The organism is Amycolatopsis sp. NPDC059657, assembly GCF_042734395.1.
Lineage (GTDB): Bacteria > Actinomycetota > Actinomycetes > Mycobacteriales > Pseudonocardiaceae > Amycolatopsis.
Genome location: NZ_JBHWEB010000085.1, coordinates 1 through 26,972, shown reverse-complemented (window position 1 = coordinate 26,972; position 26,972 = coordinate 1). Strand labels below are relative to the sequence as shown.

At 67.3% G+C, this 26,972-nt stretch carries 25 protein-coding genes; 20 read left to right on the top strand and 5 right to left on the bottom strand.

Annotated elements, in window-relative coordinates; genetic code table 11:
• Positions 1-37 precede the first annotated feature (37 nt).
• A complete protein-coding gene (locus tag ACFV15_RS34070; RefSeq protein WP_378355658.1) occupies positions 38-2,080 on the top strand; it encodes a DNA polymerase III subunit gamma and tau in 2,043 nt (680 codons plus the stop codon).
• Between the two features lie 138 nt (positions 2,081-2,218).
• On the opposite strand, the gene ACFV15_RS34065 is transcribed toward ACFV15_RS34070, so the two are convergent.
• On the bottom strand, positions 2,219-3,034 hold the full coding sequence (locus tag ACFV15_RS34065; protein WP_378355656.1) for an N-acetylmuramoyl-L-alanine amidase: 816 nt from the start codon (positions 3,032-3,034) through the stop codon (positions 2,219-2,221).
• A 97-nt stretch (positions 3,035-3,131) separates the two neighbouring features.
• On the opposite strand from ACFV15_RS34065, the gene ACFV15_RS34060 reads away from it, so the two are divergent.
• Both ACFV15_RS34060 and recR read left to right on the top strand, forming a co-directional pair.
• Positions 3,132-3,485 carry a YbaB/EbfC family nucleoid-associated protein gene (locus tag ACFV15_RS34060; protein ID WP_378355654.1) on the top strand — a complete coding sequence of 118 codons (354 nt, stop codon included), beginning with the start codon at positions 3,132-3,134 and terminating at the stop codon, positions 3,483-3,485.
• A 4-nt stretch (positions 3,486-3,489) separates the two neighbouring features.
• Positions 3,490-4,086, top strand: a complete 597-nt coding sequence (recR, locus tag ACFV15_RS34055; protein ID WP_378355652.1) for a recombination mediator RecR — start codon at positions 3,490-3,492, stop codon at positions 4,084-4,086.
• A gap of 102 nt (positions 4,087-4,188) precedes the next feature.
• Here recR and ACFV15_RS34050 read toward each other — a convergent pair whose 3' ends face one another.
• A complete protein-coding gene (locus ACFV15_RS34050; protein ID WP_378355650.1) occupies positions 4,189-5,286 on the bottom strand; it encodes a UDP-N-acetylglucosamine 2-epimerase in 1,098 nt (365 codons plus the stop codon).
• Between the two features lie 75 nt (positions 5,287-5,361).
• On the opposite strand from ACFV15_RS34050, the gene ACFV15_RS34045 reads away from it, so the two are divergent.
• The 13 genes from ACFV15_RS34045 to ACFV15_RS33985 all read left to right on the top strand — a co-directional run bounded on the left by ACFV15_RS34045 (position 5,362) and on the right by ACFV15_RS33985 (position 19,331).
• The gene (locus tag ACFV15_RS34045; protein ID WP_378355648.1) at positions 5,362-6,378 is read left to right on the top strand and encodes a glycosyltransferase family 2 protein; all 1,017 of its coding nucleotides are present in this window, start codon (positions 5,362-5,364) and stop codon (positions 6,376-6,378) included.
• The gene (locus ACFV15_RS34040; protein WP_378355646.1) at positions 6,375-7,637 is read left to right on the top strand and encodes a lipopolysaccharide biosynthesis protein; all 1,263 of its coding nucleotides are present in this window, start codon (positions 6,375-6,377) and stop codon (positions 7,635-7,637) included. Before ACFV15_RS34045 ends, ACFV15_RS34040 begins: the two co-directional genes overlap by 4 nt.
• A 50-nt stretch (positions 7,638-7,687) precedes the next feature.
• Positions 7,688-9,649 (top strand): DUF6541 family protein, encoded by a 1,962-nt coding sequence (locus tag ACFV15_RS34035; RefSeq protein WP_378355644.1) that lies wholly within the window; start codon positions 7,688-7,690, stop codon positions 9,647-9,649.
• Between the two features lie 340 nt (positions 9,650-9,989).
• Entirely contained in the window at positions 9,990-10,688 is a 699-nt protein-coding gene (locus ACFV15_RS34030; RefSeq protein ID WP_378355643.1) for a DUF3800 domain-containing protein, read from the top strand.
• A 184-nt stretch (positions 10,689-10,872) separates the two neighbouring features.
• Positions 10,873-11,574: a glycosyltransferase family 2 protein gene (locus ACFV15_RS34025; RefSeq protein WP_378355686.1), complete on the top strand. Its 702-nt coding sequence runs from the start codon at positions 10,873-10,875 to the stop codon at positions 11,572-11,574.
• Between the two features lie 8 nt (positions 11,575-11,582).
• Positions 11,583-12,005 (top strand): DUF2304 domain-containing protein, encoded by a 423-nt coding sequence (locus ACFV15_RS34020; protein ID WP_378355641.1) that lies wholly within the window; start codon positions 11,583-11,585, stop codon positions 12,003-12,005.
• Between the two features lie 158 nt (positions 12,006-12,163).
• Positions 12,164-12,574 carry a uridine kinase gene (locus ACFV15_RS34015; RefSeq protein ID WP_378355639.1) on the top strand — a complete coding sequence of 137 codons (411 nt, stop codon included), beginning with the start codon at positions 12,164-12,166 and terminating at the stop codon, positions 12,572-12,574.
• 166 nt (positions 12,575-12,740) lie between these two features.
• Entirely contained in the window at positions 12,741-14,423 is a 1,683-nt protein-coding gene (locus tag ACFV15_RS34010; protein WP_378355637.1) for an ABC transporter substrate-binding protein, read from the top strand.
• A gap of 87 nt (positions 14,424-14,510) precedes the next feature.
• A complete protein-coding gene (locus tag ACFV15_RS34005) occupies positions 14,511-15,521 on the top strand; it encodes an ABC transporter permease (RefSeq protein ID WP_378355635.1) in 1,011 nt (336 codons plus the stop codon).
• Positions 15,518-16,453 (top strand): ABC transporter permease, encoded by a 936-nt coding sequence (locus ACFV15_RS34000; protein WP_378355634.1) that lies wholly within the window; start codon positions 15,518-15,520, stop codon positions 16,451-16,453. Before ACFV15_RS34005 ends, ACFV15_RS34000 begins: the two co-directional genes overlap by 4 nt.
• A 6-nt stretch (positions 16,454-16,459) precedes the next feature.
• Positions 16,460-17,452: an ABC transporter ATP-binding protein gene (locus ACFV15_RS33995; RefSeq protein ID WP_378355632.1), complete on the top strand. Its 993-nt coding sequence runs from the start codon at positions 16,460-16,462 to the stop codon at positions 17,450-17,452.
• Positions 17,452-18,567 carry an ABC transporter ATP-binding protein gene (locus ACFV15_RS33990; protein ID WP_378355631.1) on the top strand — a complete coding sequence of 372 codons (1,116 nt, stop codon included), beginning with the start codon at positions 17,452-17,454 and terminating at the stop codon, positions 18,565-18,567. The genes ACFV15_RS33995 and ACFV15_RS33990 overlap by 1 nt, the downstream gene beginning before the upstream one ends.
• 110 nt (positions 18,568-18,677) lie before the next feature.
• A complete protein-coding gene (locus tag ACFV15_RS33985; protein WP_378355630.1) occupies positions 18,678-19,331 on the top strand; it encodes a DedA family protein in 654 nt (217 codons plus the stop codon).
• Here ACFV15_RS33985 and ACFV15_RS33980 read toward each other — a convergent pair.
• Complete coding sequence (locus tag ACFV15_RS33980; protein ID WP_378355628.1) at positions 19,271-20,191, bottom strand: EamA family transporter; 921 nt, start codon at positions 20,189-20,191, stop codon at positions 19,271-19,273. The genes ACFV15_RS33985 and ACFV15_RS33980 overlap by 61 nt on opposite strands.
• An 87-nt stretch (positions 20,192-20,278) precedes the next feature.
• On the opposite strand from ACFV15_RS33980, the gene ACFV15_RS33975 reads away from it, so the two are divergent.
• Positions 20,279-21,190: a LysR substrate-binding domain-containing protein gene (locus ACFV15_RS33975; protein WP_378355626.1), complete on the top strand. Its 912-nt coding sequence runs from the start codon at positions 20,279-20,281 to the stop codon at positions 21,188-21,190.
• Between the two features lie 163 nt (positions 21,191-21,353).
• Here the strand turns inward: ACFV15_RS33975 and leuA are convergent, their stop codons facing one another.
• Positions 21,354-23,141 (bottom strand): 2-isopropylmalate synthase, encoded by a 1,788-nt coding sequence (leuA, locus tag ACFV15_RS33970; RefSeq protein ID WP_378355625.1) that lies wholly within the window; start codon positions 23,139-23,141, stop codon positions 21,354-21,356.
• Between the two features lie 224 nt (positions 23,142-23,365).
• Here leuA and ACFV15_RS33965 point away from each other — a divergent pair, with 224 nt between their 5' ends.
• Positions 23,366-23,713: a hypothetical protein gene (locus ACFV15_RS33965; RefSeq protein WP_378355624.1), complete on the top strand. Its 348-nt coding sequence runs from the start codon at positions 23,366-23,368 to the stop codon at positions 23,711-23,713.
• Here ACFV15_RS33965 and ACFV15_RS33960 read toward each other — a convergent pair.
• A complete protein-coding gene (locus tag ACFV15_RS33960; protein WP_378355623.1) occupies positions 23,710-24,297 on the bottom strand; it encodes a nitroreductase family protein in 588 nt (195 codons plus the stop codon). The genes ACFV15_RS33965 and ACFV15_RS33960 overlap by 4 nt on opposite strands.
• A 149-nt stretch (positions 24,298-24,446) precedes the next feature.
• On the opposite strand from ACFV15_RS33960, the gene ACFV15_RS33955 reads away from it, so the two are divergent.
• Positions 24,447-25,712 carry an aspartate kinase gene (locus tag ACFV15_RS33955; RefSeq protein ID WP_378355621.1) on the top strand — a complete coding sequence of 422 codons (1,266 nt, stop codon included), beginning with the start codon at positions 24,447-24,449 and terminating at the stop codon, positions 25,710-25,712.
• On the top strand, positions 25,712-26,776 hold the full coding sequence (locus tag ACFV15_RS33950; protein ID WP_378355620.1) for an aspartate-semialdehyde dehydrogenase: 1,065 nt from the start codon (positions 25,712-25,714) through the stop codon (positions 26,774-26,776). Before ACFV15_RS33955 ends, ACFV15_RS33950 begins: the two co-directional genes overlap by 1 nt.
• Positions 26,777-26,972 lie beyond the last annotated feature (196 nt).

Below are 26,972 nucleotides of genomic sequence, written 5' to 3'. Positions count from 1 at the left end.
GCCGCGAGCTGTCGGTGCTGCCCGGTAGTCTCGCGGCGTGGCTCTCGCGCTGTATCGAAAGTACCGTCCGGCGACCTTCGCCGAGGTTGTCGGCCAGGAGCATGTCACCGATCCGCTGCGCACGGCTCTGGCCGCCGGGCGGATCAACCACGCGTACCTCTTCTCGGGGCCTCGCGGCTGCGGGAAGACGTCCAGCGCGCGGATCATGGCGCGCTCACTCAACTGCAAGCAGGGGCCGACGCCGGACCCCTGCGGCGAATGCGACTCGTGCAAGGCGCTCGCACCCGAGGGGGCGGGCAGCGTCGACGTCACCGAACTCGACGCCGCCAGCCACGGTGGTGTCGACGACGCCCGCGAGCTGCGTGACCGCGCCTTCTACGCGCCCGCGGACGCGCGCTACCGCGTGTTCATCATCGACGAGGCGCACATGGTCACCACGCAGGGCTTCAACGCGCTGCTGAAGATCGTCGAAGAGCCGCCAGAGCACGTCATCTTCATCTTCGCGACCACCGAGCCGGACAAGGTGCTCCCGACCATCCGGTCGCGCACGCACCACTACCCGTTCCGGCTGATCCCGCCGAGCTCGATGCGCCAGCTGCTGGAGCGCAACATCGCCGCCGAGGGCGTGCACGTCGAGCCCGCGGTGTATCCGCTGGTCATCCGCGCGGGCGGCGGTTCAGCGCGTGACACCCAGTCCGTGCTCGACCAGCTGCTCGCCGGCGCCGGTCCGGACGGCATCGACTACGGCCGCGCGGTCGCGCTGCTCGGCGTCACCGACGTCGCCCTGATCGACGACATGGTCGACGGCCTGTCCGCCGACGACGCGGGCGCGGTGTTCGGCACCATCGAGAAACTCACCGAGGCCGGGCACGACCCGCGCCGGTTCGCCACGGACCTGCTCGACCGGCTGCGCGACCTCGTGCTGCTGCGCTCGGTGCCGGAGGCGCCGAGCCGTGGCCTGGTGTCCGCGCCGGAGGACGAGCTCAGCCGGATGGTCGCGCAGGCCGAGCGGATCGGGCTGGCCACGCTGTCCCGGTACGCCGAGATCGTCCACAATGGACTGCTGGAGATGCGGGGCGCGACGTCGCCCCGGCTCGTGCTGGAACTGTTGTGCGCCAGGATGTTGCTGCCCTCGGTCTCGGAGGACGAGGCCGCGCTGCTGCAGCGGATGGAACGTCTCGAGCGGCGTGCGACGCTGGGCGGACCGGCTCCGGCCGCGGCTCCCGCGCAAGCACAGGCGCCTCAGGCTGCCGCGCCTCAGGCCGTTGCTCCGGTGGCCGCGCCCCCGGCGGACGTGCCGGACCGGTTCAAGCGGCCGTCTCAGCGTCCTCCCGAAGCTCAGGCCGCTCCGGCCCAGCAGGCGGCGCCGGCTCCGCAGCGACCGGCTCCCGTCGCCAAGCCGGAGCCTGTCGCGGCTCCTGCTCCTGTTGCGGCCGTTCCCGTTGCGGCGCAACCGGAAGCGGCCCCTGCGTCCGGCGGCATGGACGCGTCCGGCATTCGCCAGATCTGGCCCCAGCTGCTCGCCTCGATCCGCAAGATCCCCGGCGGCCGCAGCACCGAAGCCATGCTCACCCAGGCGACCGTGCACACGGTCGAAGGCAACGCCGTCACGTTGACGCACAGCGCCGAACCCTTGGCACGCAGGCTTTCCGAGCAGCACAACGCGGAAAAGGTCGCCGCCGCGCTCCACGACGTCCTCGGCGGCACCTGGCAGGTCCGCTGCGTGCACGGCACCCCGTCCGCGGCACCGGCGGCGGCCCGCGCCCAGGCGCCCGCCCGCCAGGCCCCGCCCCAGCAGGAGCGGTCCTTCACCCGCCCGTCCGCAGGCCCCGCCGCCGCTCGCCAGGACTCCGCGCCAGCCGTCTCCCGCCCTGCGCCCCAGCAGCCGGAGCGTCCCAAGGTCGTCCAGACCGAGCCGGACATCCCACTGCCCCCCGAGCCGACGGACGACGAGGAGCTCTACGACGAGGACGCCAGCCCGGCGCCCCCGCCCCCACCCCCGTCTCCCGAAAACGACCCCGAGGAGATCGCGGGCAAGCTCCTCTCGGACCACCTGGGCGCCCGCCCCCTCGAGTCCTGACCCCTGGGAAAAAAATCCCAATGCGGCATTCGTCAGGTTTCGGCGTCCCAATGTGGCTTTCGTCAGCTCTGAGCTGACGAAAGCCACATTGGGGGTTCCAGAGCTGACGAACGACACATTGGGATTTTTTTAGCCGCGTCAGGCGAGGTAGGCCTCGATGGCGGCGGCGATGGCCGACGCGTAGCGCTGGCGGCCTTCGGCGCTGGCCATGGCGGCGGCCTCGTCGGCGTTGCGCATGTTGCCGCACTCGACCAGTGCGGCCGGGCGGGTCGAGAGGTTCAGGCCGGCGAGGTCGGCGCGCGGGGCGAGGCCCGCTTGGCCGAGGTAGGTCGACGTCGGGATGCCGGCCTCGCGGATGCCGTCGCGCAGTGCGCGTGCCAGGCGTGTCGACGGTTCGCCTTGCTGGGCGTTCAGCGGTGGCGATGAGTAGGCGACGTGAAAGCCATGTGCCCCAGCGGAATTCGAGCCGTCGGCGTGGATGGAGATGACCGCGTCGGCGTTGGCGGAGTTGCCGGCCGCCGCTCGTTTGTCGACGCAGGGACCGACGCCGGAGTCGTCCTGCCGCGTCATGATGACCTTGATCCCCTTGGCCGTCAGCGCCGCCGAGACCCGCTTCGCCACGTCGAACGTGAACGCGTGCTCCGGGTAGCCCGCGTTGGTCGACGTGCCCGTCGTGTTGCACGGTTTCGTCTGGCCGCGCCCGGCAGGCACCTGCTTGTTGATCTCCGCCGCGTGCGAGCCGTTGCCTCCGTTGTGCCCTGGGTCGAGCACGATCACCTTGCCCGTCTTGGGCGGCGGCGTGGAGGACGAGGCGCTGGAAGACGGCGGCGTCGTCACCGGATCAGGTGAAACCGACGTGGATTCTGACGTTTCGGGCGCGGCGGGCGGGATGGGCTGGATCGGCGACGGCGGATCCGGCTGGCAGGCCATGAGCAGCATCAACCCGGCCAACATCGGAAACACCACACGCCGTCGCACGGCGCCCACGGTGCCACATCACAGACAGCTAGGCTGGAAGACACGTGCTTTCCAGGAGAGGAACAGTCGGATCATGGTGCAACCAGGTGGCGGCTTCGATATGGGCCAGATCCTCCAGCAGGCCCAGCAGATGCAGCAGAAGCTGGTCGAAGCCCAGGAGGAACTGGCCAACACCGAGGTGACCGGCTCGGCGGGCGGCGGGCTCGTCACCGCGACGGTCACCGGCGACGGTGACCTCAAGGCGCTCACGATCGACCCCAAGGTGGTCGACCCCGAGGACATCGAGACGCTGACCGACCTCGTCGTCGCGGCCGTCCGTGACGCCAGCGGCGGCGCGCGCAAGCTCACCGAGCAGAAGCTGGGTCCGCTGGCAGGCGGCCTCGGTGGCGGTGGCATGCCGGACCTCGGCGCACTGGGCCTGGGCTGACGCGTTGTACGAGGGTGTAGTCCAGGACCTGATCGACGAGCTCGGCAGGCTGCCGGGCATCGGTCCGAAGAGCGCGCAGCGCATCGCCTTCCACCTGCTCTCCGCGGACCCCGCCGACATCGGCAGGCTGCAGGAGGTGCTCGGCAAGGTCAAGGAGGGCGTGCAGTTCTGCGAGATCTGCGGCAACGTCTCCGAGCAGGAGACCTGCCGTATCTGCCGTGACGCGCGGCGCGACCTGACGGTCATCTGCGTGGTCGAGGAACCGAAGGACGTGCTCGCGGTCGAGCGCACCCGCGAGTTCCGCGGCCGCTATCACGTGCTGGGCGGCGCGCTGGACCCGTTGTCCGGCATCGGCCCCGAGCAGCTGCGGATGCGTGAACTGCTGCAACGCATCGGCGCCGCCGATGTCACCGAGGTGATCATCGCGACCGACCCGAACACCGAGGGCGAGGCCACCGCCACGTACCTCGTGCGCATGCTGCGCGACTTCCCCGGCCTGAGCGTCACCCGGCTCGCTTCAGGCCTGCCGATGGGCGGTGACTTGGAGTTCGCCGACGAGCTGACCCTCGGCCGGGCATTGTCAGGCCGCCGCGTTCTCTAGCGTCGCCCCAATGCGTCGTTCGGTCCGTGAAAAAACCCCAATGCGTCTTTCGGTCCCCACCAGGGACCGAAAGACGCATTGGGGTTTTGACGGCTTAACGGGTCAGCAGTAGCCCATGGAGGCGAGCGAGTCGACGATGATCTTGCTCGGGTGGAACTTGTCCATCCAGGACTCGCCGCGGCGGTTCTGGTAGGTGTCCAGGAAGTGCTGCAGCTTGTCGCCGCGCATCTCGGTCAGGACCACGGTCTCGCCGAGGTGCTGCGGGGTCTCGGTGCGCTCGCGGTGCACCGCGCACGGCAGGCCCAGGTAGTAGCACTCGGCCGAGAGGCCACCGGAGTCGGTGACCACGTACTCGGCGCGCGCCACCAGCGGCAGGAACTTGAGGTAGCGCAGCTTCGGCCTGGCGATGAACTTGTCGTCGAAGATGTTGCCGAGACCGAGCGAGCGGATCTTCTCGCGCTCCGGCGCGCCCGCCATGTAGACGATCGGCATCTCGCGGCTCTGCTCGCGCAGGATCTCCAGCGCTTCCTTGTACTTCTCGGGGCGCGAGACCAGCTCGAAGCGGTGCAGCGTGGCCAGGCCGAACTTCTCCGGCAGGCCATCGGACTCGAACGGCTGGTTGATCGCCAGCCGCATCGCGTCGATCGCGGTGTTGGCCTCGGTGTCGACCACGACGCCGCGCGCGTTGCGCAGGTTGTTGACCTCACGCGCGCTCGGCGCGAAGTGCATGTCGACGATCTTGGCTGCGATCTTGCGGTTCAGCTCCTCGGGCAGCGGCGAGAGGATGCTGCCCGACCGGGCGCCTGCCTCGACGTGCCCGACGCGGGACTTGAGGATGCGCTTGCCGATCAGCGAGCCGTACGGCGTGGTGAAGGTGTCGCCGTGCACCAGCACGAGCGGCGGGCGGCCGTCCTCGGTCAGCGCCGCGCGCAGTTCCTCGCGGCGGCTCCACGCGGTGCGGAGCACCTGCGTGGCCCAGCCGGGTACCTGCTTGGGCGACTCGAGGTTGTGCGCCTTGTCGCGCGGGACCAGCCAGACGTCCGGCTCCGGCATGTTCAGGTCGGCGAGCACGTCCGAGACCTCGTCCACGTGCTGAGCCGTGAACCAGATCTTCGGGCGCATGCCGCGTTCGAGGATCCCGTGGTAGACCGGCGCGATTTTGATCAATTCCGCCGTGGTGCCGAGAATGAAGGAAATCACGAGGCGTCTTTTCTGCTCGGAGTCTGCGGTGGGTGAAGGATACCCAGGTGGGAGAGCACGGTAGCCTCGGCCCTGATGAGTGCGAATACGCTCGAACCCAGTCTTAGCGTCGTGATCCCGGTCTTCAACGAGGAGAACTGGATCGGACGCTGCGTCGACGCCCTGGTCGCGTCGGCCGCGCACGCGAACTGGCCGGCCGAGGTCATCGTCGTCGACGACGGCAGCACCGACGGCACCGGCCAGCGTCTCGCCGAGCTCGCGGACTCCCGCGGCATCACCGTGATCAGCCAGCCGAACCGTGGCCGCTTCGAGGCACGCAGGGCAGGCCTGGCGAAGGCCGGTGGCCAGCAGGTTCTCCTGCTCGACAGCCGCGTCATCGTGGATCTGACCTCGCTCGAGTTCCTGCGCTCGCAGCTCGTCGAGCACGCGGACCGCACGGTCTGGAACGGCCACATCAACGTCGACTCCGAGGACAACCCGTACGCCGGGTTCATGGCGGGCCTCGTGAAGATCCCGTGGCGCCGTTACTGCGCGAATCCGCGCCTGATGTCGTTCGACATCGAAGAATTCGACGTCTTCCCGAAGGGCACCGGATTCTTTTCCGCGCCCCGCCAGATGCTCGAAGACGCGTCCAACGCATTCGAATCGCTTTATGAAGACGTCCGCCTCGCCAGCGACGACACCGGCGTGCTCCGCTGGATCGCCGAGCGCACCCGGATCTTCCTGGCGCCGGAGTTCTCCGCGACCTATCACGGCCGCGAGTCGCTCGAGAAGTTCGTGAAGCAGTCGTACTTCCGCGGCACCACCTTCGTCGACTCGTACATCGCGACCCCCGGACCGGCCCGCAACGGCCTGTTCGCCGCGCTGGCGGTCGGCGTGGTCGGCCTCGGCATCGCCGCCAAGCGGCCGAAAACCGCGATGACACTCGCGAGCGTCGGTTCCGCCGCGGCCGGAGCGGCGGTCACGCGGTTCGGTGCGACGAAAGCCGAGGGCGCCGCGGTCGCGAAGCTGACGCCGCTGTTCGCCGCCGGATTCGGCGCGGGCGTGATCCGCGGCCTGATCCTCGCGCTGCGCGCCCGGCTCAAGCGATGAGTGCCGTGTCGGACGACCTGGCCAAGGACACGGGCAAATCCGCGGGGAAGATCGGCATTTCCCTGCTGATCGCCATCGGTCTCGGCTTTGTCCTCACGCTCTTCGCCCCGCGCATCCTCGGCCCCGAGGCCAGCAAGGTCTTCCTCTCCTTCTGGGGAATCCTGATGGGGCTGGGCAGCGCGCTTTCGCCACTGGAGCAGGAGCTGTCGCGGCAGTCGGCGGTCGCCGCGCTCGATGGTGGCCGGACCGGCAGGTCCGCGCTGCGGGCGATCGCCGTCGGTGGCCTGATCGTCGCGGTCATCTCCGCACTCACCTTGATCCCGACAGTCACCGACCGGTTGTACGGCGGTGACCCGCTGCTCGCGGTGCTCGTCCTGCTCGGCGGGATCTCGTTCGCCTGCCAGTTCGGCACCCGAGGGCTGTTCATCGGCCAAAACCAGGTGCGCCAGTACTCCGGCATGATGGTGGCCGAGGCGCTGGTGCGCGTTGTCATCTTCGGCGCGCTCGTGGTCGCGAGCGTCGCGCATCTGGTGCCGGTAGCGATCGCGGCGACCGCCGGTTCCTTCGCTTGGCTGCTGTTCGCCAAACCGGCGACCAAGCTGATCGATCCGCACCTCGATGGCGAATCCTGGCGTCCGATCACCAGCCGGATGCTGCTGCTCATGCTCGGCGCCGGGCTCACCGCCAGTGTCATCACGGGCTACCCGGCGATGGTCAGCCTGCTTGCGCCGGTCGGTGACGCCGCCCAGCTCGGCACGTTGTTCGTCGCGCTCACCGTGGCCAGGATCCCGTTGCTGATGATGTCCCCGGTTCAGGCGTTGGCCGTGCCGACCGTCGTCCGGCTTTCCAGCACCGACGATGGGCTGCACAAGCTCCGCCGGTACCTGGTGCTGGGCGCACTCGGCACGATCGTGCTGGCCGCGGTGGGTGCGCTGGTCGGGCTGCTGATCGGCCCGTGGTTGGTGCGGTTCATTTATGGCAAGGACTACGTGGCCGAGGGCTGGTGGGTGGCCGGACTGGTCTGGTCGTCCGTGCTGCTCGCCGCGATGCAGCTGATGACCGCGGTGCTGGTCGCCCAGACCAAGGCCAACAAGGTGCTCATCACCTGGGCCGTGGTGGCCGTCTCCACCGCGTTGACCTTGGTGCTGCTGCCCGGCGACACCATCTTGCGCGCGGTGGTCGGGCTGATCGTCGGGCCGACGCTGGGGCTGGCCGTCGTCACCGCGTTCGTAGTGCGCAAACCTGCCCCGGTAGGGTGACGCGGGGTTTCTCCACCAAATTGCCGGTTTGAGTTTGGACTGCGAATTCGATGAACGTTCTTCTCGTTTTGCTCGCATTCTGGCTGCCCGGTCTCGCCGTCGGCGCCGCTATCGGCCTGCGCGGCTGGACCTTGGCCGCGAGCGGGCCCGCGCTGACGTTCGGGGTCGTCGCGGTCGGCGTCCCGATTTTGGGCAAGCTGGGCATCACCTGGAACCTGCTCAACGTGTCGTTGTGGGCGCTACTGCTGGCCATCGTCGGTTTCGGCGCTTCGCTGCTTCTCAAGCGCTTCACGAAGCCCAAGGACATCGAAGACGCGCCGGAGAATCTGCCCCGTACGCTGCGTGACCACCTGATCATCGGTGCGGGCGTGGTCGTCGGCCTCGGTGTCGGCGCGGTGACGTTCGTCAAGGGCACGCACTCGCTCGACCGGGTGCAGCAGGGCTGGGACGCACCGTTCCACGGCGACCTGGTGCGCTGGATCGCCGAGCACGGCGACGCGCGCCCGTCGACGGTCGGCACGATCGCGAACCTGCCGAACCAGACCGACTACTTCTACCCCGACACCTACCACGCGCTGCTCGCGCTGATCTTCGGCAAGGCCGGGCTCGGCATGCCGCAGACGCTGAACCTCGCCGTGCTCGCGGTCATCCTCGCGGTGCCGCTGGGTGTCGCCGCGCTGGGTACCGCCTGGCGGATGCCCGCGATCGCCGTCGGTGCCGCCGCGGCCGTGACCACCTGGTTCACCGCCTTCCCTTACGACTCGCTGTGGCGCGGCCCGCTGTGGCCGTACGTCGCCGGTGTCGCGATGCTCCCGGCGCTGCTGGCGATCACCCGCCACCTGATCGTGCCGCGCGGGCTCGCCGGTCCGGTCGGTATCGCGCTCGTGCTGGCCGGTCTCGCCGGGCTGCACACGAGCCTCGCGTTCGTCGCGGCCGTGTATCTGCTGATCATTCTCGTCGCCGTGGTTTTCCGATTCGAGCCGATCAATTGGCGCGTTTCCCGCGCTTCATTGATCGTGACTGTCGCGCTAGGTGTCGTGTTCGCATTCCCGCTCGTTCTTCCGGCGCTGTACAACGCGGCAGGCGTGACGAGCGCGTTCTGGTCGTCCGAAGCGACGGTTTCGGGCGCGATCGGTGAAACGATCCTGTTCTCGCCGATGGCCGACTTCCCGTTGTGGTGGATCGGCATCCCGGCGCTGATCGGCATCTTCGTGATGGTCAAGCGTCGCCGCAACCTGTGGATGGTCGCCTCGTACGTGGTGTTCGGCGGCCTCTTCGCGGCGACGGTCTCGCTGGAAACCCCGCTGATCCACACCCTCACCGGCGTCTTCTACAACGACCACTGGCGCCTCGCCGCGCTCGTGCCGCTCGCCGGTTCCATCGCGTTCGGCGAGGCCATCAACGCGGGCGCCGAGAAGCTGTCCGGCAAGCTGGTCGGCTGGCGCCCCTCGCTGAAGCCCGCGATGGTCACCTTGGCCGCAGCGGCCGTGCTCGGCCTGCTGCTGGCCGGCCTGAGCAAGGGCGGCTACATCGGCCGCAACAGCCAGCGCCTCGGCATGAACTACGGCGACGGCCCCACGGTCAGCCGCGGTGAGGAAGCCGCGTACAAGTGGCTCTCCGAACACGTCAAGCCGGGCGAGCGCGTGATGAACGACCGCTCCGACGGCTCAGTCTGGATGTACGCGCTGTACGGCGTCTGGCCGGTCGAGTGGACGTTCTACGGCACCGAGGCGCAGACCAAGTCAGGGCTGCTCACCATCCGCCTGAACGACCTCGACCACGACCCGCGCATCCGTCCCGCGCTGACCGACCTCAAGGTCCGCTACGTCATCAAGGGCAAGGGCCTGGTGACCCCGGAATCGCGGGCCGCGACCGGCCTGCAGAACCTCGAGCAGAACGAGGCCTTCAAGGTCGTCTTCCAGAACGACGACGCCACGGTCTACGAGATCGAAGGCCAGGAGAACGTGGTCACCTCGGGCGCTTCGACCGGGTCTTCCGCCGCAGGCAATTGATGGTGGTCGTGCGCGTTGCGGACGGTAGAACCCCAATGCCGGGTAGTTAAGGGTCGGGCAGGGTGGTCAAGCCCGCCGCTCGGCGGGTGCCGCAGGGGTGGTTGAACGTTGCGAACGGGGCGTTCGCAACGCTGAGCGACACATACGCCCCGTTCATTCCGTCCACCCCACCCCACAAAGCAGGCAAATGCGACTGCCCAGCGTTGGGTTAGAACCGCCCGCAACGCCCGTGACCCAATTCCAGGGCTCCTCTGTTGCTGGCAAGTGACAATTAAATAAGTCAGTTATCGAACATGGGGGCGAATTCACTGAGTGAATTTCAGTGCGCATAATTCGGTGGATGTTCAGCAGGTCGCCGGATGCGGCTCGCTTCTTCTATGTGGACGACTCTGGGGCTGAGAGCACCGGTTTCGTGGTGTACAGCTGGATCGAATGCTCTTTTGGGAGCTGGGATCAGGTTCGGCGGCACTGGCTCGAATTTCGCAGGTCGCTGTATATGCAGTATCACGTCCCTGCTTCGTCCGAGCTTCACGCCACGCAGTTCATCTCCGGGCGAGGGAACCCCCTGCAGAATCCTGGACTCCATCTGTCCAGGGCGGACCGTCGTGCGGTCACCGAAGAGGCTTTGGCGACAATCGGTTCTTGTCCACTGCTTCGAGTCGGAACGGTTTATCGGCGGACGCCTGCCCGACGCAAGGCCTACGCGGTCGAGCGTGATCTCGTCTACGCGAAGTTCATTGACCATCTCAATGCGCGGCTTCGGCTGGACGGGGAGTATGCCGTCGTCGTGATGGACGGCAATGGGACAGCGGCCGGATACGACGACGCGCATCTTGGTCTCGAGGGGGACTTCCGGCGCGTTCTGGAGGCGCCGTGGTTCAAGCCCGCGCACACATCGCAGTTCGTGCAGATGGCCGATATCGCGGCGTGGACGGCCTATCAAGGATTGCTGCGCTATCCGGGCAAGGAGTTCGCTTGGCCGTGGTACGAAAAGTACCTGCTGCGCTGTGATGCCAACGGTGGGCCGATCGCGTTATGACCCCCGAAAGGAGCTAGACCCGCTTATCCACAGGCGTGGGCGGGTCCGCAGGGAAGATCATAGCACAGGCCTAGGCAACTTCGTCAAGTCCCAAGGTGGAGTCCGGCGGGGCGCACGCTCAGTGAGCCGTTAGAGTTATTGCGTGCAATCGACGGCTGTCGCCACCCAGCGTGTGCTCATCGTGATGCCCGCTCTCAACGAGTCGGGCAGCGTCGCCGACGTCATCGCGCAGGTGAACGCGTCGATGCCGGGCATCGACATTCTCGTCGTCGACGACGGTTCCGTCGACCAGACCGCGCAGCTAGCCAGGGAAGCAGGCGCGCGCGTCGCACGCCTCTCGGTGAATCTCGGCGTCGGTGGTGCGCTGCGGACCGGGTTCCGGTACGCGGTGGCGCGTGGTTATGACGTCGTCGTGCAGGTGGACGCCGATGGCCAGCACGATCCCGAAGAGCTGAAAGCCCTGCTCAGCGGCCTTGAAGAGGCCGATATCGTGATCGGTTCCCGGTTCGCCGGGAAGGGCTCCTACAAGGCCAGCGGGCCGCGTAAGTACGCCATGGTCGCGCTCTCGCTCGTGTTCTCGCGGCTGGCGAAGACCAAGCTCACCGATGTCACCTCCGGGTTCAAGGCGATGGGGCCGAGGGCGATCAGGATGTTCGCCGAGTACTACCCGGCCGAATACCTCGGTGACACCGTCGAGTCGCTGGTGATGGCGATCCGGGGGAAGCTCAAGATCGCGGAAGTGCCGGTCGTCATGGGTGAACGTGTCGCGGGCACCCCCAGTCATTCGCCCGTCAAATCGGCCGTCTACCTCGGCCGGGCCGGGCTCGCGCTGCTGCTGGCGCTCATTCGCCGCAGGCCGGCGACCGACTCGTCGGATTCGGCGTAGGAGAAACCATGAACGGCTGGCAGATCCTCAGCATCATCGTCGCTGTCTTCGTGCTGGCGTGCGTCATCGAGATGATGCGCCGCCGCAAGCTGCGCGAGAAGTACGCGGGCGTGTGGCTCGTGGTCGCGGTGGGCGTCGTGGTGCTCGCGGTCATCCCGCAGGCCGCCGAATTCCTCGCCAAGCTGACCGGCGTGCAGACGCCGTCGAACTTCGTCTTCCTGCTGTCCGGTGTCGTACTCGCACTGGTCTCGCTGCACCTTTCCGTCGAGGTCGGGCACCTGGAAGAAGAGGTGCGCACCTCCATCGAGGAGATCGCGCTGCTGCGCTGTGAGCTCGAAGACACCCGGCGTGCGCTCGAAGCCCGTATCGAGGCTTTCGAAAAGGCCCCGGACAACGTGAACGGCCTGCCCGAGGTGAGCAGGGTCCGCTGAGCACGGCCCGCGCTATCGCCGAGGCCGTTCTCGCCGCGCCGCCTCGGCTTGGCGCCGTACGCGTACTCGCGATCGACGGGCCTTCCGGCTCGGGTAAATCGACTTTCGCGGATGCCGTCGCCCGTGAAATACGGGAGCTGAACCACACGGTCGCGCTCGTGCGTACCGATGAATTCGCCACTTGGGATGATCCGGTGTCCTGGTGGCCCCGCCTTGTCGAAGGCGTGCTGGATCCACTCTCAGAAGGCCGTGAGGGCCGCTATCACCCTATGGACTGGTCTTCCGGCGCACCTGAGCCCGGCGCCGAGATAACGCTTCCTGTGCCCGCCGTTCTGCTGCTCGAAGGTGTTTCCGCAGCACGGCTTTCGGTGAGGCCGAGATTGTCTTGCGTGTGCTGGGTCGAACTCGGCGACGAGGCGAGCAGGCTGGCCCGCGCGGTCGCGAGGGACGGGGAGGCGAACAGACGATCACTCACCGAGTGGCAGGCATTCGAACGTGGCTGGTTTGGCAAGGCGGGCGCCGCGGGCCAAGGAAGACAAACGACGGACAAATATCACGTTGCGTCATGATTTACCGACACTTTGCGGTCATTTCGGCCTCCACGTAGCGCGATCGTAACCTCACGTGCTTAAGTGCTGGGCGACTTCCGGCTAGTGTCACCGCACACACCGAAATCGCGTCCGTTCCTGACCGACCGGACGGTGAAATAATCCAACCTGTCACAAGGGGTGCCAGATGCTGCAAATGCGGGTGGCCCGAGTGCGCCGCATAGCCCTGATCGGGCTTGCCGGAGCGCTCGCGCTTTCCATGTCCGCTTGCGCTGAGTCGAAGCGTGACGATGCCGCCGGTGGCGGCGGCAAGACCGGCGGCACGCTGGTCTTCGGCACGGCCGCCGTGCCGAAGCTGTTCGACCCGCTCTTCAACGACGAGGGCGAGACCGACCGGATCACCAGGCAGATGTACGACACCCTGGTCGCGTTCAAGGAAGGCACCTCGGAGCCCACCCCCGGCCTGGCCGAGAAGTGGACCCCGAGCCCTGACGGCAAGAGCTGGACCTTCGACCTGCGCAAGGGCGTCAAGTTCCACGACGGCACCCCGTTCAACGCCACGGCCGTCTGCTTCAACTTCGACCGCTGGTTCAACATGACCGGCGCCGCCGCGCAGAGCCAGATGATCTACTACGGCGACGTCTTCGAAGGCTTCAAGAAGAACGAAGGCGACGCCAGCGGCGAGCCCGTCTACAAGAACTGTGAGGTGAAGGACGAGAACACCGCCGTCCTGAACCTCAACAAGTACAAGGGCGCCTTCCCCGCCGCCTTCGGCCTCGGCTCCTTCGCGATGTCCAGCCCGGAAGCGCTGAAGAAGTACGACGCCGACAAGGTCACCCAGAGCGGTGAGGCGTTCGCGTACAGCAGCTACGCGAACGAGCACCCGACCGGTACCGGCGCGTTCAAGTTCGAGTCGTACGACAAGACCGCCAAGACCGTCACCCTCGTCCGCAACGACGACTACTGGGGCGAGAAGGCGAAGCTCGACAAGATCGTCTTCAAGACCATCTCGGACGAGAACGCCCGTAAGCAGGAACTGCGCGCCAAGACGATCGACGGTTACGACCTCGTCTCGCCGCAGGACTACCAGGCGCTGAAGACCGACGGCTTCACCGTCACCCCGCGCCCGCCGTTCAACCTGCTGTACCTGGGTATCAACCAGAAGAACAACCCGGCGCTGAAGGACCTCAAGGTCCGCCAGGCACTCGCCTACGCGTTGGACCGTGAGGCGCTCGTCAAGACCAAGATGCCGGAAGGCGCCACGGTCGCGAAGGAGTTCCAGCCGGAGACGCTGGCCGGTTACGCCAAGGACGTCCAGGAGTACCCGCACGACGTCAACAAGGCGAAGCAGCTGCTCGCCGAGGCCGGTCAGTCCAACCTGACGCTGAACTTCTACTGGCCGACCGAGGTCACCCGCCCGTACATGCCGAACCCGCAGGAGATCGCGTCGGCGCTGGCCGACAACCTCAAGCAGGCCGGTATCACGGTCAACCTGGTCCCGCGCCCGTGGAACGGTGGCTACAAGGACGACGTGCAGAAGCTCGGCAAGCACGACCTGCACATCATCGGCTGGAACGCGGACTACGCCGACGCCGGTAACTTCCTCGGCACCTTCTTCGGCCGCGCGAAGCCGGAGTTCGGTTTCGACAACCCGGAGCTGTTCTCGCAGCTGTCCAAGGCCGACGGCACGGTCGACCCGGCCGCGCACACCGCCGCCTACGAGCAGGCCAACCGCGACATCATGTCGAAGTACCTGCCCGCGGTGCCGATCCTGAGCTCGCCGCCCGCGTACGTCACGGCGTCGACCATCAAGGGCATGGTGCCCAGCCCGCTCAACAACGAGCACTTCAACACCGTGAGCAAGGGATAACCCTGGCTTGATAGCCGACAGGGGGTAGGCGTTTCCCGACGCCTGCCCCCTGCCCGCCATCCAGGGCTAAGTCAGTTAAGGAATTCCATGCTCCGATTCATCGCGCGTCGGTTGCTACAAGCGATACCGACGCTTTTCATCTTGTCCATCCTCGTTTTCGCCTGGCTCCGCTCGCTTCCCGGCGGGCCGGCAGGCGCGATGCTCGGCGACAAGGCGACCCCACAGAAGATCGCCGACCTCGAGCACATCATGGGCCTGGACCGGCCCATCTACGAGCAGTACTTCAAGTTCCTCGGCCGGGTGCTGACCGGTGATTTCGGGATCTCCTCGAAGAGCGGCGATCCCGTGATGGCGGAGATCGGCCGGGCGTTCCCGGCGACGATCGAACTCTCGCTCGCCGCGTTGTTCTTCGCGGTCGCGCTCGGTATCCCGCTGGGTTACCTCGCGGCGAAGTTCCACGGCCGCCTGCTCGACAACACGACGATCATCGGCACGCTGCTCGGTGTCGCGGTTCCCGTGTTCTTCCTCGGGATCATGCTGAAGTACTTCTTCGCGTCGGGTCCGTTCCTGCACATCCTGCCGCCGTCAGGGCGGCAGGACACGCTGATCAACGCGACCCACGTGACCGGCTTCGCGGTACTCGACGGCCTGCTCACCGGTGAACTGGACGCGTCGGTCGACGCGATCCGCCACCTGATCCTGCCCGCCATCGCGCTGGGCACGATCCCGCTCGCGGTGATCGTCCGTATCACCCGCGCCTCGGTGCTCGACGTCCTGAACGAGGACTTCGTGCGCACGGCGAACGCCAAGGGCCTCGCGCCGCGCACCGTCCGCGGCAGGCACGTGCTGCGCAACGCGCTGCTGCCGGTGTCGACCACGATCGGCCTGCAGACCGGTCTGCTGCTGGCAGGCGCCGTGCTGACCGAGAAGGTGTTCGTGTGGGGCGGGATCGGCTCGAAGATGGCGGAGTCCATCAACGTGCGCGACTATCCGATCCTGCTCGGCCTGGTCATGCTCGCCGCGGTCGTCTTCGTGGTGATCAACATTCTGGTGGACGTCTCGTACGGCATCATCGATCCAAGGGTGCGGGTGCGATGACCACGTTCATGAAGCGGAAGCGCGACAAGATCGACGCACTCGCGGAGAACACCCGAGGCAAGGGTGTGCTGGCCGACGCGGTCGGCCGCATGCGCCGCAGCCCGGTGGCGATCATCGGCGCGGTGATCGTGGTGCTGTTCATCGTCCTCGCGGCCATCGCGCCGTGGATCGCGCCGAAGGACCCGTTCTTCCGTGATCCGGTGCTCACCGATCACCTGCGCCTCGGCGCGGGCATCATCCCCGGCGCCCAGCCGGGGTACCTGCTGGGCAGCGACGAGAACGGCCGCGACTTCTTCAGCCGGTTGCTGGTCGGTTCACAGCAGTCGCTGATCGTCGGTGTCATGGCGACCCTGATCGGGCTCGCGCTCGGCATGCTGGTCGGCGGCGTCGCCGGTGCCATCGGCGGATGGGTGGACACGGCGCTGATGCGCTTCACCGACATCCTGCTCTCGGTGCCCGGCCTGCTGCTGGCGATCTCGATCGCGGCGCTGGCGAAGAACCCCAGCCAGTTCACGGTCATCCTGGCGGTCTCGATCGTCAACGTGCCGATCTTCGCGCGGTTGCTGCGCGGGTCGATGCTGGCCCAGCGGCACAGCGAGTACATTCTCGCGGCCACCTCGCTCGGCGTGAAACGGTCGACGATCGTGTTCCGGCACATGCTGCCGAACTCGCTCGCGCCGGTGATCGTCCAGGCGACGCTGACGCTGGCGACCTCGATCCTCGACGCGGCCGCGCTGTCCTTCCTCGGCCTCGGCGACCCGAACCTCGACCGCGCCGAATGGGGCGCGATGCTGAGCCGGGCCCAGGACTTCCTGGAGATCAAGCCGGACCTGGCGTTCTATCCCGCCATCGCGATCATCGTGGTGGCACTCGGCTTCACCCTGCTCGGCGAGTCCATGCGGGAAGCCCTCGACCCGAAGAACAGGCGGTGATTTCCCGTGGCATTGCTTGAAGTTCGCGACCTGAATGTCGTGTTCCAGCGCAAGGGCGAGCGGCCGTTCACCGCGGTGAACGGCGTGAGTTTCGACGTCGACCCCGGCCAGACGGTCGGGCTGGTCGGTGAGTCCGGCTGTGGCAAGTCGGTCACCTCGCTGGCGATCATGGGCCTGCTCGCCAAGCGCGGCAACAAGGTCACCGGCTCGGTGAAGTTCGAAGGCACCGACCTGCTTTCCTTGTCCGACAAGGACATGGGCGAGCGGCGTGGGCGTGACATCGCGATGGTGTTCCAGGATCCGCAGTCCTCGCTGAACCCGGTCATCCCGATCGGGCTGCAGATCACCGAGGTGCTCGAACGCCACCGCGCCATGTCGCGATCGCAGGCCAAGGGCGAGGCGATCGTGCTGCTGGACAAGGTCGGCATCCCCGACCCGGCGCGGCGGCTTTCCGAGTACCCGCACCAGCTTTCCGGTGGTATGCGCCAGCGTGCGCTGATCGCCATCGCGCTGGCGTGCAAGCCGCGCCTGCTCATCGCGGACGAGCCGACCACGGCGCTCGACGTGACGATCCAGGCGCAGATCCTGGCGCTGCTGCGCGAACTCGTGCAGGACACCGGGACCGCGCTGATCATGATCACGCACGACCTCGGCGTGGTCGCCGGGCTGTGCGACGAGGTCAACGTGCTCTACGGCGGCCGGATCGTCGAGCGGGCGGAGCGGCACGCGTTGTTCGCCGAGCCGCGTCACCCGTACACGCACGGGCTGCTCGCCTCGATCCCGCGTCTCGACGCGGGCCGTGGCGAGAAACTGGTGCCCATCAAGGGATCCGTCGCCGACAACATCCCGTGGGACAACGGCTGCGCGTTCGCGCCGCGCTGCCCGAACGCGCTCGAGGCGTGCCGCAAGGTGACGCCGGAGCTGACTTCGGACGGCAACGGGATGCTGCGCTGCCACAACCCCGTGCTGCCGGCGCTGACGGCCGGGGAGGGAGTCTGATGACCGAGACAGTGGTCGAAACCGACGTGCTGCTGCAGGTCGACGACCTCAAGGTGCACTTCCCGATCAAGCGCGGGATCATCTTCGACAAGACCATCGGGTACGTCTACGCGGTGGACGGCGTCTCGCTCGCCATCCGGCGCGGGGAGACCTACGGCCTGGTCGGCGAGTCGGGCTGTGGCAAGACCACGCTCGGCAGGGCGATCCTGCGGCTGGTCGAGCCGACCGGCGGCGTCGTCGATTTCGACGGCACCGACGTTTCGAGCCTCAAGGGCGAGGAACTGCGCAAGAGCCGCCGCCGGATGCAGATGATCTTCCAGGACCCACTGTCCAGTTTGGACCCGCGCCAGTCGGTCGAGTCCATCCTGACCGAGGGCATGCGCGCGCACGGGCTCGACAAGGACAAGGAGTCCACGCACGAGCGGCTGCGTGAGCTGCTCGCCGCGGTCGGCCTGCCGGAGAGCGCGCTGCGGAAGTACCCGCACGAGTTCTCCGGCGGTCAGCGTCAGCGCATCGGCATCGCGCGTGCGCTGGCGGTCGAGCCCGACCTGATCGTCGCCGACGAGCCGGTGTCCGCTTTGGACGTCTCGGTGCAGGCGCAGGTGGTCAACCTGCTGGAGGATCTGCAGGAGAAGCTCGGGCTGACCTACGTGGTCATCGCGCACGACCTCGCGGTCGTCCGGCACATCTCCGACCGCATCGGCGTGATGTATCTCGGGTCGCTGGTGGAGGAAGCCACCGCGGACGCGCTGTACGAAGAGCCGCTGCACCCGTACACGCGGGCGCTGCTCTCGGCGATCCCGGTGCCGGACCCCAAGGTCGAGGACGCGCGTGAGCAGATCCTGCTCGCCGGCGACCTGCCTTCGCCTGCCAACCCGCCGAGCGGCTGCCGGTTCCACACCCGGTGCCCGTGGAAGCAGGAGACGCGCTGCTCGACCGACCGCCCGGAGCTGCGTGAGCTCGCGCCGGGTCACCGGGTCGCGTGTCACTTCGCGGAGGACATCCGCGACGGGCTGATCGGGCGGCACGAGGTCAAGGCCGAGCTGGTGGACGAGGTGACGATCAACCCCGACGTCGATCTCTCAGGACCTGCTTCGGTGTCCGAGGTCATTTAAGACGAGTACTCGAGGACTAGGCGGGCCTCATCCTGCGGGGTGAGGCCCGCTTACTTCGGCCACCGGTACCCTGCCTGAGGGGACCGAAACAGACGTGAGGGGACACGCCCGTGCATATCGACCAGTGGCTGAACACGATTCCGGCGTTGTCCGTGTATCTGATCGTCGGCGGCGTCATCATGATCGAGAGCCTCGGCATCCCCTTGCCGGGTGAGATCGTGCTGGTCAGCTCGGCTTTGCTGGCTTCGCAGACCGATCACATCAGCCCGCTGTGGGTCGGCGTGTTCGCCAGTGTCGGCGCGATCGTCGGCGACAGTATCGGCTACACCATCGGCCGCAAGGGCGGCCATCGCCTGTTCGCGTGGGCGGGGCGGAAGTTCCCCAAGCACTTCGGGCCGAAGCACATCGAGAAGGCCAAGGGCATCTTCGAGAAGCGCGGTGTCTGGGCTGTCTTCTTTGGACGTTTCATCGCTTTCCTCCGCATTCTCGCCGGTCCGCTCGCGGGCTCGCTGCACATGCCGTACCGCAAGTTCCTCGTGGCCAACGCGCTCGGCGGCGTCGTCTGGGCCGGTGGCACCACGGCGGCGGTCTACTACCTGGGCATCGTCGCGGAGAAGTGGCTGTCCCGGTTCTCCTACTTCGGGCTGGGCGCGGCGGTCATCGCGGGCATCGTCATCTCGATCATCGTGAAGAAGCGCATGACTCACGTCGAAGAGGACGAGGAAGCCGAGACCAAGGAACCGGCGCCCGTCACCGAGCGCTGAGCCCGCTTCTTCAGCGAACCCAGCAGCACGCCACAGATCACGACGACCCCGGCCGCGATTTCCAGCGGTGCGGGGCGTTCGTGCAATACGACGAACGACATCGAGATACCCACCACCGGCACCAGCAGGCTGAACGGCGCGACCACGCCTGCCGGGTTGCGGGTCATCAGCGTCGACCAGATGCCGGAGCCCGCGATGGTGCCGAGCAGCACCACGTAGGCCAGCCCGAGCAGGCCGACGACCCCGGTCGACGTGCCGAGGGTGGTCAGTGACTTCCACTGGCCGTCCTCGAACGAGAACGACAGCGCCAGCATCGGCAGCGGCGGCACGACCGACATCCAGAGCGTGAAGTGCAGTGCGTTCGACGGCTTGGCCGCGCGCGTGCTCAGGTTGCCGAAAGCCCAGCTCAGCGCGCCGAGCAGGGTGAGAATGACCGGCAGCAGCGCCGCGTGCTCGAACTGCTGCCAGGCGATCACGGCCATGCCGAACACGGCCAGCGAGATCCCGGTCCACTGCCGCCTGCTGACCTTCTCCCGCAGGAAGATCGCGCCGAGCACGACGGTGAACGGCGCCGACGCCTGCAGCACCAGCGACGCCAGCCCGGTCGGCATGCCGATGTCCATGCCGACGAACAGGAACAGGAACTGCAGCGTCCCGAACCCGAGTCCGTAGCCGAGCAGGTGGCGGATCTTCACCTTCGGCCACGGCACGAAGATGATCGTCGGGATCGCGATCACCAGGAAGCGCAGCGCGGCCGCGAACAGCGGCGGGAACTGGCCGAGCATGGCGTGGATGGCGAGGAAGTTACAGCCCCACAAGAAGGCGACGAGCATGGCGAGCAGGCGATCTCTGGTGGGCATGCCTCCACTCTGACCGGTGAAACTGTGAAGGACCAGCGATAATATCTGCAAGGACCTTGAAGCTGCGCTTCACATACCATCGCTCTTATGGATATCGGCCGGTTGAGGACGCTGCGCGAGTTCGCCGATCGCGGCAGTGTGACGGAAGCCGCACGCGCACTGCACTGCACGCCGTCCGCGGTCTCCCAGCAATTGCGGGCGTTGCAGACCGAAGTCGGCTTGCCGCTGACCGAACCGGCAGGCCGCGGCTTGCGCCTGACCGACGCGGGGCGCGCACTGGTCGCCCGCGCGGACGACGTGCTCGCCGCACTCGACCGCGCCGAGTCCGAATTGGACACTTACCGCAGCGCGCCACGCGGCCGGGTACGCCTGGCGATCTTCCAGTCGGCGGGTTTGCTGCTACTGCCCGGTTTGCTGCACCGGATCGCCGCGTTCGACGGCCTCGAGGTCGACGTCCGCGACATCGACATGGTCCCGCCGGAGATCCCGAGCCTGGTCGCCGACTACGACATCGTGGTCGCCCACCGCGACGAGCACGCCCAGCCGTTCGCCACCGACCGCCTCGATTCGGTGCACCTGCTCCGCGAGCCACTCGACGTCGCGCTCCCCGCCGGTCACCGGCTGGCAGGCAAGGACAGGGTGGAGCTCGCCGAGCTGGCGGGCGAGCGCTGGATCAGCGTGAATTTCGGCTTCCCCGTCGATGACGTGCTGAAGTCGCTGACCGTGCGTACCGGGGTTCAGCCACAGGTCGTCCAGCGCATCAACGATTTCCGCATCACCGAGGCACTGGTCGCGGCGGGACACGGGATCGCGCTGCTGCCTCGGTACACAATGGACATCAGCGGAGACAGCGGCCTGTTGCGCCGCCCGCTCGCCGGCGTGCGCGCGGCCCGTCACGTCGAAGCGGTGTCACGTAAGGGCGCTTCGGCACGGCCCGCGGTGGAGGCGGTTTTGGCGGCCCTGCTCGCCGAGGTCGCCGCGGTTACAAGGGACTCGTGAGCACGTGAAACCCGAGTCGGTCGGGCCGTCGTCGGTGGCCCGACCGCAAAGCTCACGACCCCAGTCATAAGGCGCGCTTCTAGTTGGGACGCTCCGGACGTCCTCATGAAAATGCTCGTGAGTGGTATTGCCGGTTAGAACCGGCAATACCACTCACGACCTCTTAGCGGTGCGACCGGTTGACCGCCGAGACGACCGCGCGCAGCGAGGCCGTGACGATCGACGGGTCGACGCCGACTCCCCAGAACACCCGGTCCTGGATGGCGCACTCGATGTACGAGGCCGCCCGCGAGTCGTCGCCGGGCGAGAGGGTGTGCTCGCTGTAGTCCAGCAGGCGCAGGTCGAACCCGACGGTCGACAGCGCGTCGAAGAACGACGCGATCGGGCCGTTGCCGGTACCGGTGATCTCGTGCTCGTCGCCCTCGACGCGGACGGTGGCGGTGATGTCGTACTCGCCGTCGCCGTTGTCGCGCACGTGCTGGCGGACCAGCTCCAGCGGGGTCTTCGGCTCCAGGTACTCGGCGTGGAAGGCGTTCCACATGGTGGCCGGGTCGACCTCGCCGCCGAGCGCGTCGGTGTGGCGCTGGATGACCTTCGAGAACTCGATCTGCAGCCTGCGCGGCAGGTCGAGCTGGTGCTCGGCCTTCATGATGTAGGCGACGCCGCCCTTGCCGGACTGCGAGTTGACCCTGATCACGGCCTCGTAGTTGCGGCCTACGTCCTTCGGGTCGATCGGCAGGTACGGGACCTCCCACGGGTACTCGTCGACGGGCACGCCCGCCTTGTCCGCGGCCGCCTTCAGCGCGTCCAGTCCCTTGTTGATCGCGTCCTGGTGCGAGCCGGAGAACGCGGTGAACACCAGGTCACCGCCCCACGGGGAGCGCTCGGCGACCGGCAGCTGGTTGCAGTACTCGACCGTGCGCTTGATCTCGTCCATGTCCGAGAAGTCGATCTGCGGGTCGATGCCCTGGCTGTACAGGTTCATGCCCAGCGCGACCAGGTCGACGTTGCCGGTGCGCTCGCCGTTGCCGAACAGGCAGCCCTCGATCCGGTCCGCGCCCGCCTGGTAGCCCAGCTCGGCGGCGGCGATGCCGGTGCCGCGGTCGTTGTGCGGGTGCAGCGAGAGGATCACCGAGTCGCGGCGCTCCAGCTGGCCGTTCATCCATTCGATGGAATCGGCGTAGACGTTCGGGGTGGCCATCTCGACCGTCGCGGGCAGGTTCAGGATCACCGGGCGCGTCGGCGTCGGCTGCCAGATCTCGGTGACCGCGTTGCACACCTCGGCCGCGTACGACAGCTCGGTGCCGGTGTAGGACTCCGGCGAGTACTGGAAGCGGAAGTCCGTGTCGGAGTACTTGCCCGCGTACTCGACCACCAGGTCGGCGGCCTGCGTCGCGATCTTCTTGATGCCCTCGCGCTCCTCGCGGAAGACCACGCGGCGCTGCAGGATCGAGGTCGAGTTGTAAATGTGGACGATCGCCTGCGGCGCGCCCTCCAGCGACTGGAAGGTCCGCTCGATCAGCTCGGGGCGGCACTGGGTCAGCACCTGGATCCGCACGTCCTCGGGGATCGCGCCCTCTTCGATGATCTCGCGCACGAAGTCGAAGTCGGTCTGCGAGGCGGCGGGGAAGCCGACCTCGATCTCCTTGTAGCCCATGCGTACGAGCAGCTCGAAGAACTTGCGCTTGCGGGCAGGCGACATCGGGTCGATCAGTGCCTGGTTGCCGTCACGCAGGTCGACGGCACACCACAGCGGCGCGCGGTCGATGCGTTTGGCCGGCCAGGTGCGCTCGGGCAGGTCGATGTCCTCGACCAGCTCGAACCACGGGCGGTAGCGGTGCACCGGCATCGAGGTGCCGCGCTGGGAGTTCCAGCCGGGCTGGTCGGCGGGCGCGGGACGCGAAGGCTTACGAATGCGCGAAGACGAGATGCGGGGTTCGGACGTGGTCATGCTGTGAAGATCTCCTGCCGGGGTATGGATGAACGACCGGCGACACCACAAAGCCCCGCGACGGGGAGCCGGTCAGATCAGGCCCCATCGCGGCAGCGAAGCAGGAGAGCGCGTGCCACAGCGCCCACTCTAACCACGAGCGACGCCCGAAGGGAAGCCGAGTCGTTACACTCGCGCCCTACCGGCCGGTAGCGTCCACGCGGTCACCATGCGAAACTCCGGGCATGGCTGAGCACGCGGAGAGTGAATCCCGGGCCGGAGTGGACTGGCGGCGTGGCCGCGAGCGCGCGGCGGGCGTACTCGCCGGTCTGGTCCGCTGGGCGGGCCTGATCTTCGCGCTCTTCCTCGCCGTCCACGTGGTGTTCGTGATCGGCGAGGCCAATCCGGACAACGGCATCGTGTCGTTCATCCGCGGCGGCGCCGACGCCTTCTCGCTCGGCTTCCGTGATCTCTTCCTGCCCGACGACCTCAAGCTGCGCGTGCTCGTCGACTACGGGCTCGCCGCCATCTTCTGGCTCGTGGTTTCGTCGATCGTGGCGAAAGTCATTCGCCGGGTCGGCGGCACTGCTTAGAAGATCGGGTTTCCCGGCGACGAAAACGCGAAATCCGACAGCGGAATACGGACGCGTGGCGCAATTTCCCGTTCGATAAGGCGTTCCGCGTCAAGAATTTCCGGTGGGGCTTGTTTTCCGGCCGCGATCGCGACTCGGGGCACGAGGCCGTCCGGCAGGTCGAAGTCCCGGATGACGGCGTACGGGTCGAAGCCGCCCATCTGATGCGCGACCAGTCCCTCACGCACCGCTTGCAGCACGAGGTTCTGGCTCGCGAGGCCGAGCCCGTACTCCGCGTGCGGGATGTCGCCCTTCTCGTTCTGCGTCACGACCAGGCCGATCATCAGCACACCGGCCCGATGGGCCCAGATCTTGTTGCCGTCGGCCAGCGTTCCGTAAATCTTCTTGAACGTCTCGTCGCCGCGGCGGCCGACCAGGTAGCGGGCGGGCTGGGTGTTGCCGGACGAGGGCGCCCAGCGTGCCGCTTCCAGCATGGCGCGCAGCTGCTCGTCGGAAACGTCAGCCGTCTCGTCGAAGGCGCGGGGGCTCCAGCGCCTGGCGATTTCCTCGGTGACCGGAACGCTTGTGTCTGCGGGCTTTTCCATACCCCAGATAGTCGCAAGAAGTGGCCGGCGACACATATCAGGGTGGTGGTAAACGCCCGGACCGGTAGGCTCCCATGCAAATGAGGGACCCGGGGGGCTTCTCGACGCCCTGAGGAGCCCGGCCCCGGCCCCGGCTAGGAGGTTCGGGCGTGGCGCTCGTGGTCCAGAAGTACGGTGGTTCGTCGCTGGAAAGTGCCGACCGGATCAAACGGGTTGCCGAACGTATCGTCGCCACCAAGAAGGCAGGCAACGACGTCGTGGTCGTCTGCTCGGCCATGGGTGACACGACCGACGAGCTGCTCGATCTCGCGCAGCAGGTCAACCCGGCCCCGCCGGAGCGTGAGATGGACATGCTGCTCACCGCGGGTGAGCGCATCTCGAACGCGCTCGTGGCGATGGCGATCTCGGCGTACGGCGCACAGGCGTGGTCGTTCACCGGCTCACAGGCCGGCGTGGTGACGACCTCCGCGCACGGCAACGCGCGCATCATCGACGTGACGCCGAGCCGGGTCACCCAGGCGCTGGAGCAGGGCTACATCGCGCTGGTCGCCGGGTTCCAGGGTGTTTCACAGGACACCAAGGACATCACCACGCTCGGCAGAGGCGGCTCGGACACCACCGCCGTCGCGCTGGCGGCGGCGCTCAACGCCGACGCGTGCGAGATCTATTCCGATGTGGACGGTGTGTACACCGCCGATCCTCGGGTGGTACCCAACGCGCGCAAACTCGAAACCGTTGCCTACGAGGAAATGCTCGAGCTGGCAGCCAGCGGTTCGAAGATCCTGCACCTGCGTTCCGTCGAGTACGGCCGCCGCTACGGCGTGCCGATCGTGGTCCGTTCGTCTTACAGCGACAAGCCGGGCACGACCGTGTTCGGCTCGATTGAGGAGATCCCCGTGGAACAAGCGCTGATCACCGGCGTCGCGCACGACAGGTCCGAAGCGAAGATCACCGTGACCGGTGTGCCGGACCACGCGGGCGCCGCCGCGCGCATCTTCCGCTCGATCGCGAACGCCGAGATCGATATCGACATGGTGCTGCAGAACGTGTCCAGCACCGTGTCCGGCCGCACGGACATCACGTTCACGCTGTCGAAGGCGAACGGCCCCAAGGCCGTCAAGGAGCTCGAGTCGATGAAGGCCGAGATCGGCTTCGAGTCGGTGCTCTACGACGACCACGTCGGCAAGGTCTCGCTGGTCGGCGCGGGCATGCGCTCGCACCCCGGTGTGACGGCGACGTTCTGTGAGGCGCTGGCGCAGTCCGGCGTGAACATCGAGATCATCAACACCTCGGAGATCCGCATCTCGGTGCTGATCAGGGAAGCGCAGCTCGACGACGCGGTGCGCGCCATCCACGAGGCTTTCCAACTGGGCGGCGATGAAGAAGCCGTCGTATACGCAGGGAGTGGACGGTAATGGCACCAGTTCTGGCGCTCGTCGGCGCGACCGGAGCCGTGGGCACGGTCATGATCGACATCATCAACGGCAAGGAAACCGTGCCGTGGGGCGAAATCCGCCTCATCGCGTCGGCTCGGTCCGCCGGTAAGAAGATCACCGTGCGCGGCGAAGAGCTGACGGTCATCGCGCTCTCGCCGGAGGCCTTCGACGGCGTCGACATCGCGATGTTCGACGTGCCCGACGAGATCTCCGCCGAGTGGGCCCCGATCGCCGCGTCCCGCGGCGCCGTCGCCGTCGACAACTCGGGCGCGTTCCGCATGGACGACGAGGTGCCGCTGGTGGTGCCCGAGGTCAACGCCGACAAGGTGACCGCCCGGCCCAAGGGCATCATCGCCAACCCGAACTGCACCACGCTGTCCATGATGGCCGCACTCGGCGCGCTCCACCGCGAGTTCGAGCTCAAGGAACTCGTCGTCGCCTCGTACCAAGCGGTTTCGGGCGCCGGCAAGGAAGGCGTCGACAGGCTGTACGCCGAACTCGAAGCCGTCGCGGGCAAGCCGGTCGGCGTGCGCGCGGGCGACGTCCGCGAGACGCTCGAGGCGGCCGGGCTGCCGATCGCCGACTCGCCGTTCCCGGCGGCGCTGGCGTTCAACGTGGTCCCGTCGGCCGGTTCGTACAAGGGCGACGGCTGGTACTCCGAGGAACTCAAGGTACGCAACGAATCCCGCAAGATCCTGGGCATCCCGGATCTGAAGGTTTCGGCCACCTGCGTCCGCGTTCCCGTGGTCACCACGCACTCGCTGGCCGTGCACGCGACGTTCGCGCGCGAGGTCACCGTCGAGGCCGCGCACAAGGTCTTCGAGGCCCAGCCGACGGTCGTGCTGGTCGACGACCCGGAGAACAACGTCTTCCCGACGCCCGCGGACGTCGTCGGCGGCGACCCGACCTACGTCGGCCGCGTGCGCCAGGCGCTGGACTTCCCGAACACGCTGGACTTCTTCGTGTGCGGCGACAACCTGCGCAAGGGCGCGGCGCTGAACACCTACGAGATCGCGGAGCAGCTCGCTCCCGAGTTCTCCTAGCCGAAGGACTCGTGAGTGTTGCCGACGGTTCTTTTGGGCGGAAGGGCAAAGGTGTCATGTCGTGGTGGGCGACCTTGGCCTGCTTCCGCCCTGGCCACGACAGAGTGACTGTGGAGGGTTTGCGGTGACGGTTGCGGGCGAGTGGTAACTCTGCTCCGTTGGATGCAGCGGAGTTACCACTCGCGGACCCCCTCGT

What these genes read in the sequence shown, in the direction of transcription:
- ACFV15_RS34065 (WP_378355656.1), bottom strand. Translation starts at nt 3,034, where the DNA reads ATGTTGGCCGGGTTGATGCTGCTCATGGCCTGCCAGCCGGATCCGCCG.
- ACFV15_RS34060 (WP_378355654.1), top strand. Translation starts at nt 3,132, where the DNA reads ATGGTGCAACCAGGTGGCGGCTTCGATATGGGCCAGATCCTCCAGCAG.
- ACFV15_RS34045 (WP_378355648.1), top strand. Translation starts at nt 5,362, where the DNA reads ATGAGTGCGAATACGCTCGAACCCAGTCTTAGCGTCGTGATCCCGGTC.
- ACFV15_RS34040 (WP_378355646.1), top strand. Translation starts at nt 6,375, where the DNA reads ATGAGTGCCGTGTCGGACGACCTGGCCAAGGACACGGGCAAATCCGCG.
- ACFV15_RS34035 (WP_378355644.1), top strand. Translation starts at nt 7,688, where the DNA reads ATGAACGTTCTTCTCGTTTTGCTCGCATTCTGGCTGCCCGGTCTCGCC.
- ACFV15_RS34030 (WP_378355643.1), top strand. Translation starts at nt 9,990, where the DNA reads ATGTTCAGCAGGTCGCCGGATGCGGCTCGCTTCTTCTATGTGGACGAC.
- ACFV15_RS34025 (WP_378355686.1), top strand. Translation starts at nt 10,873, where the DNA reads ATGCCCGCTCTCAACGAGTCGGGCAGCGTCGCCGACGTCATCGCGCAG.
- ACFV15_RS34020 (WP_378355641.1), top strand. Translation starts at nt 11,583, where the DNA reads ATGAACGGCTGGCAGATCCTCAGCATCATCGTCGCTGTCTTCGTGCTG.
- ACFV15_RS34010 (WP_378355637.1), top strand. Translation starts at nt 12,741, where the DNA reads ATGCTGCAAATGCGGGTGGCCCGAGTGCGCCGCATAGCCCTGATCGGG.
- ACFV15_RS34005 (WP_378355635.1), top strand. Translation starts at nt 14,511, where the DNA reads ATGCTCCGATTCATCGCGCGTCGGTTGCTACAAGCGATACCGACGCTT.
- ACFV15_RS34000 (WP_378355634.1), top strand. Translation starts at nt 15,518, where the DNA reads ATGACCACGTTCATGAAGCGGAAGCGCGACAAGATCGACGCACTCGCG.
- ACFV15_RS33990 (WP_378355631.1), top strand. Translation starts at nt 17,452, where the DNA reads ATGACCGAGACAGTGGTCGAAACCGACGTGCTGCTGCAGGTCGACGAC.
- ACFV15_RS33980 (WP_378355628.1), bottom strand. Translation starts at nt 20,191, where the DNA reads ATGCCCACCAGAGATCGCCTGCTCGCCATGCTCGTCGCCTTCTTGTGG.
- ACFV15_RS33975 (WP_378355626.1), top strand. Translation starts at nt 20,279, where the DNA reads ATGGATATCGGCCGGTTGAGGACGCTGCGCGAGTTCGCCGATCGCGGC.
- leuA (WP_378355625.1), bottom strand. Translation starts at nt 23,141, where the DNA reads ATGACCACGTCCGAACCCCGCATCTCGTCTTCGCGCATTCGTAAGCCT.
- ACFV15_RS33965 (WP_378355624.1), top strand. Translation starts at nt 23,366, where the DNA reads ATGGCTGAGCACGCGGAGAGTGAATCCCGGGCCGGAGTGGACTGGCGG.
- ACFV15_RS33960 (WP_378355623.1), bottom strand. Translation starts at nt 24,297, where the DNA reads ATGGAAAAGCCCGCAGACACAAGCGTTCCGGTCACCGAGGAAATCGCC.
- ACFV15_RS33950 (WP_378355620.1), top strand. Translation starts at nt 25,712, where the DNA reads ATGGCACCAGTTCTGGCGCTCGTCGGCGCGACCGGAGCCGTGGGCACG.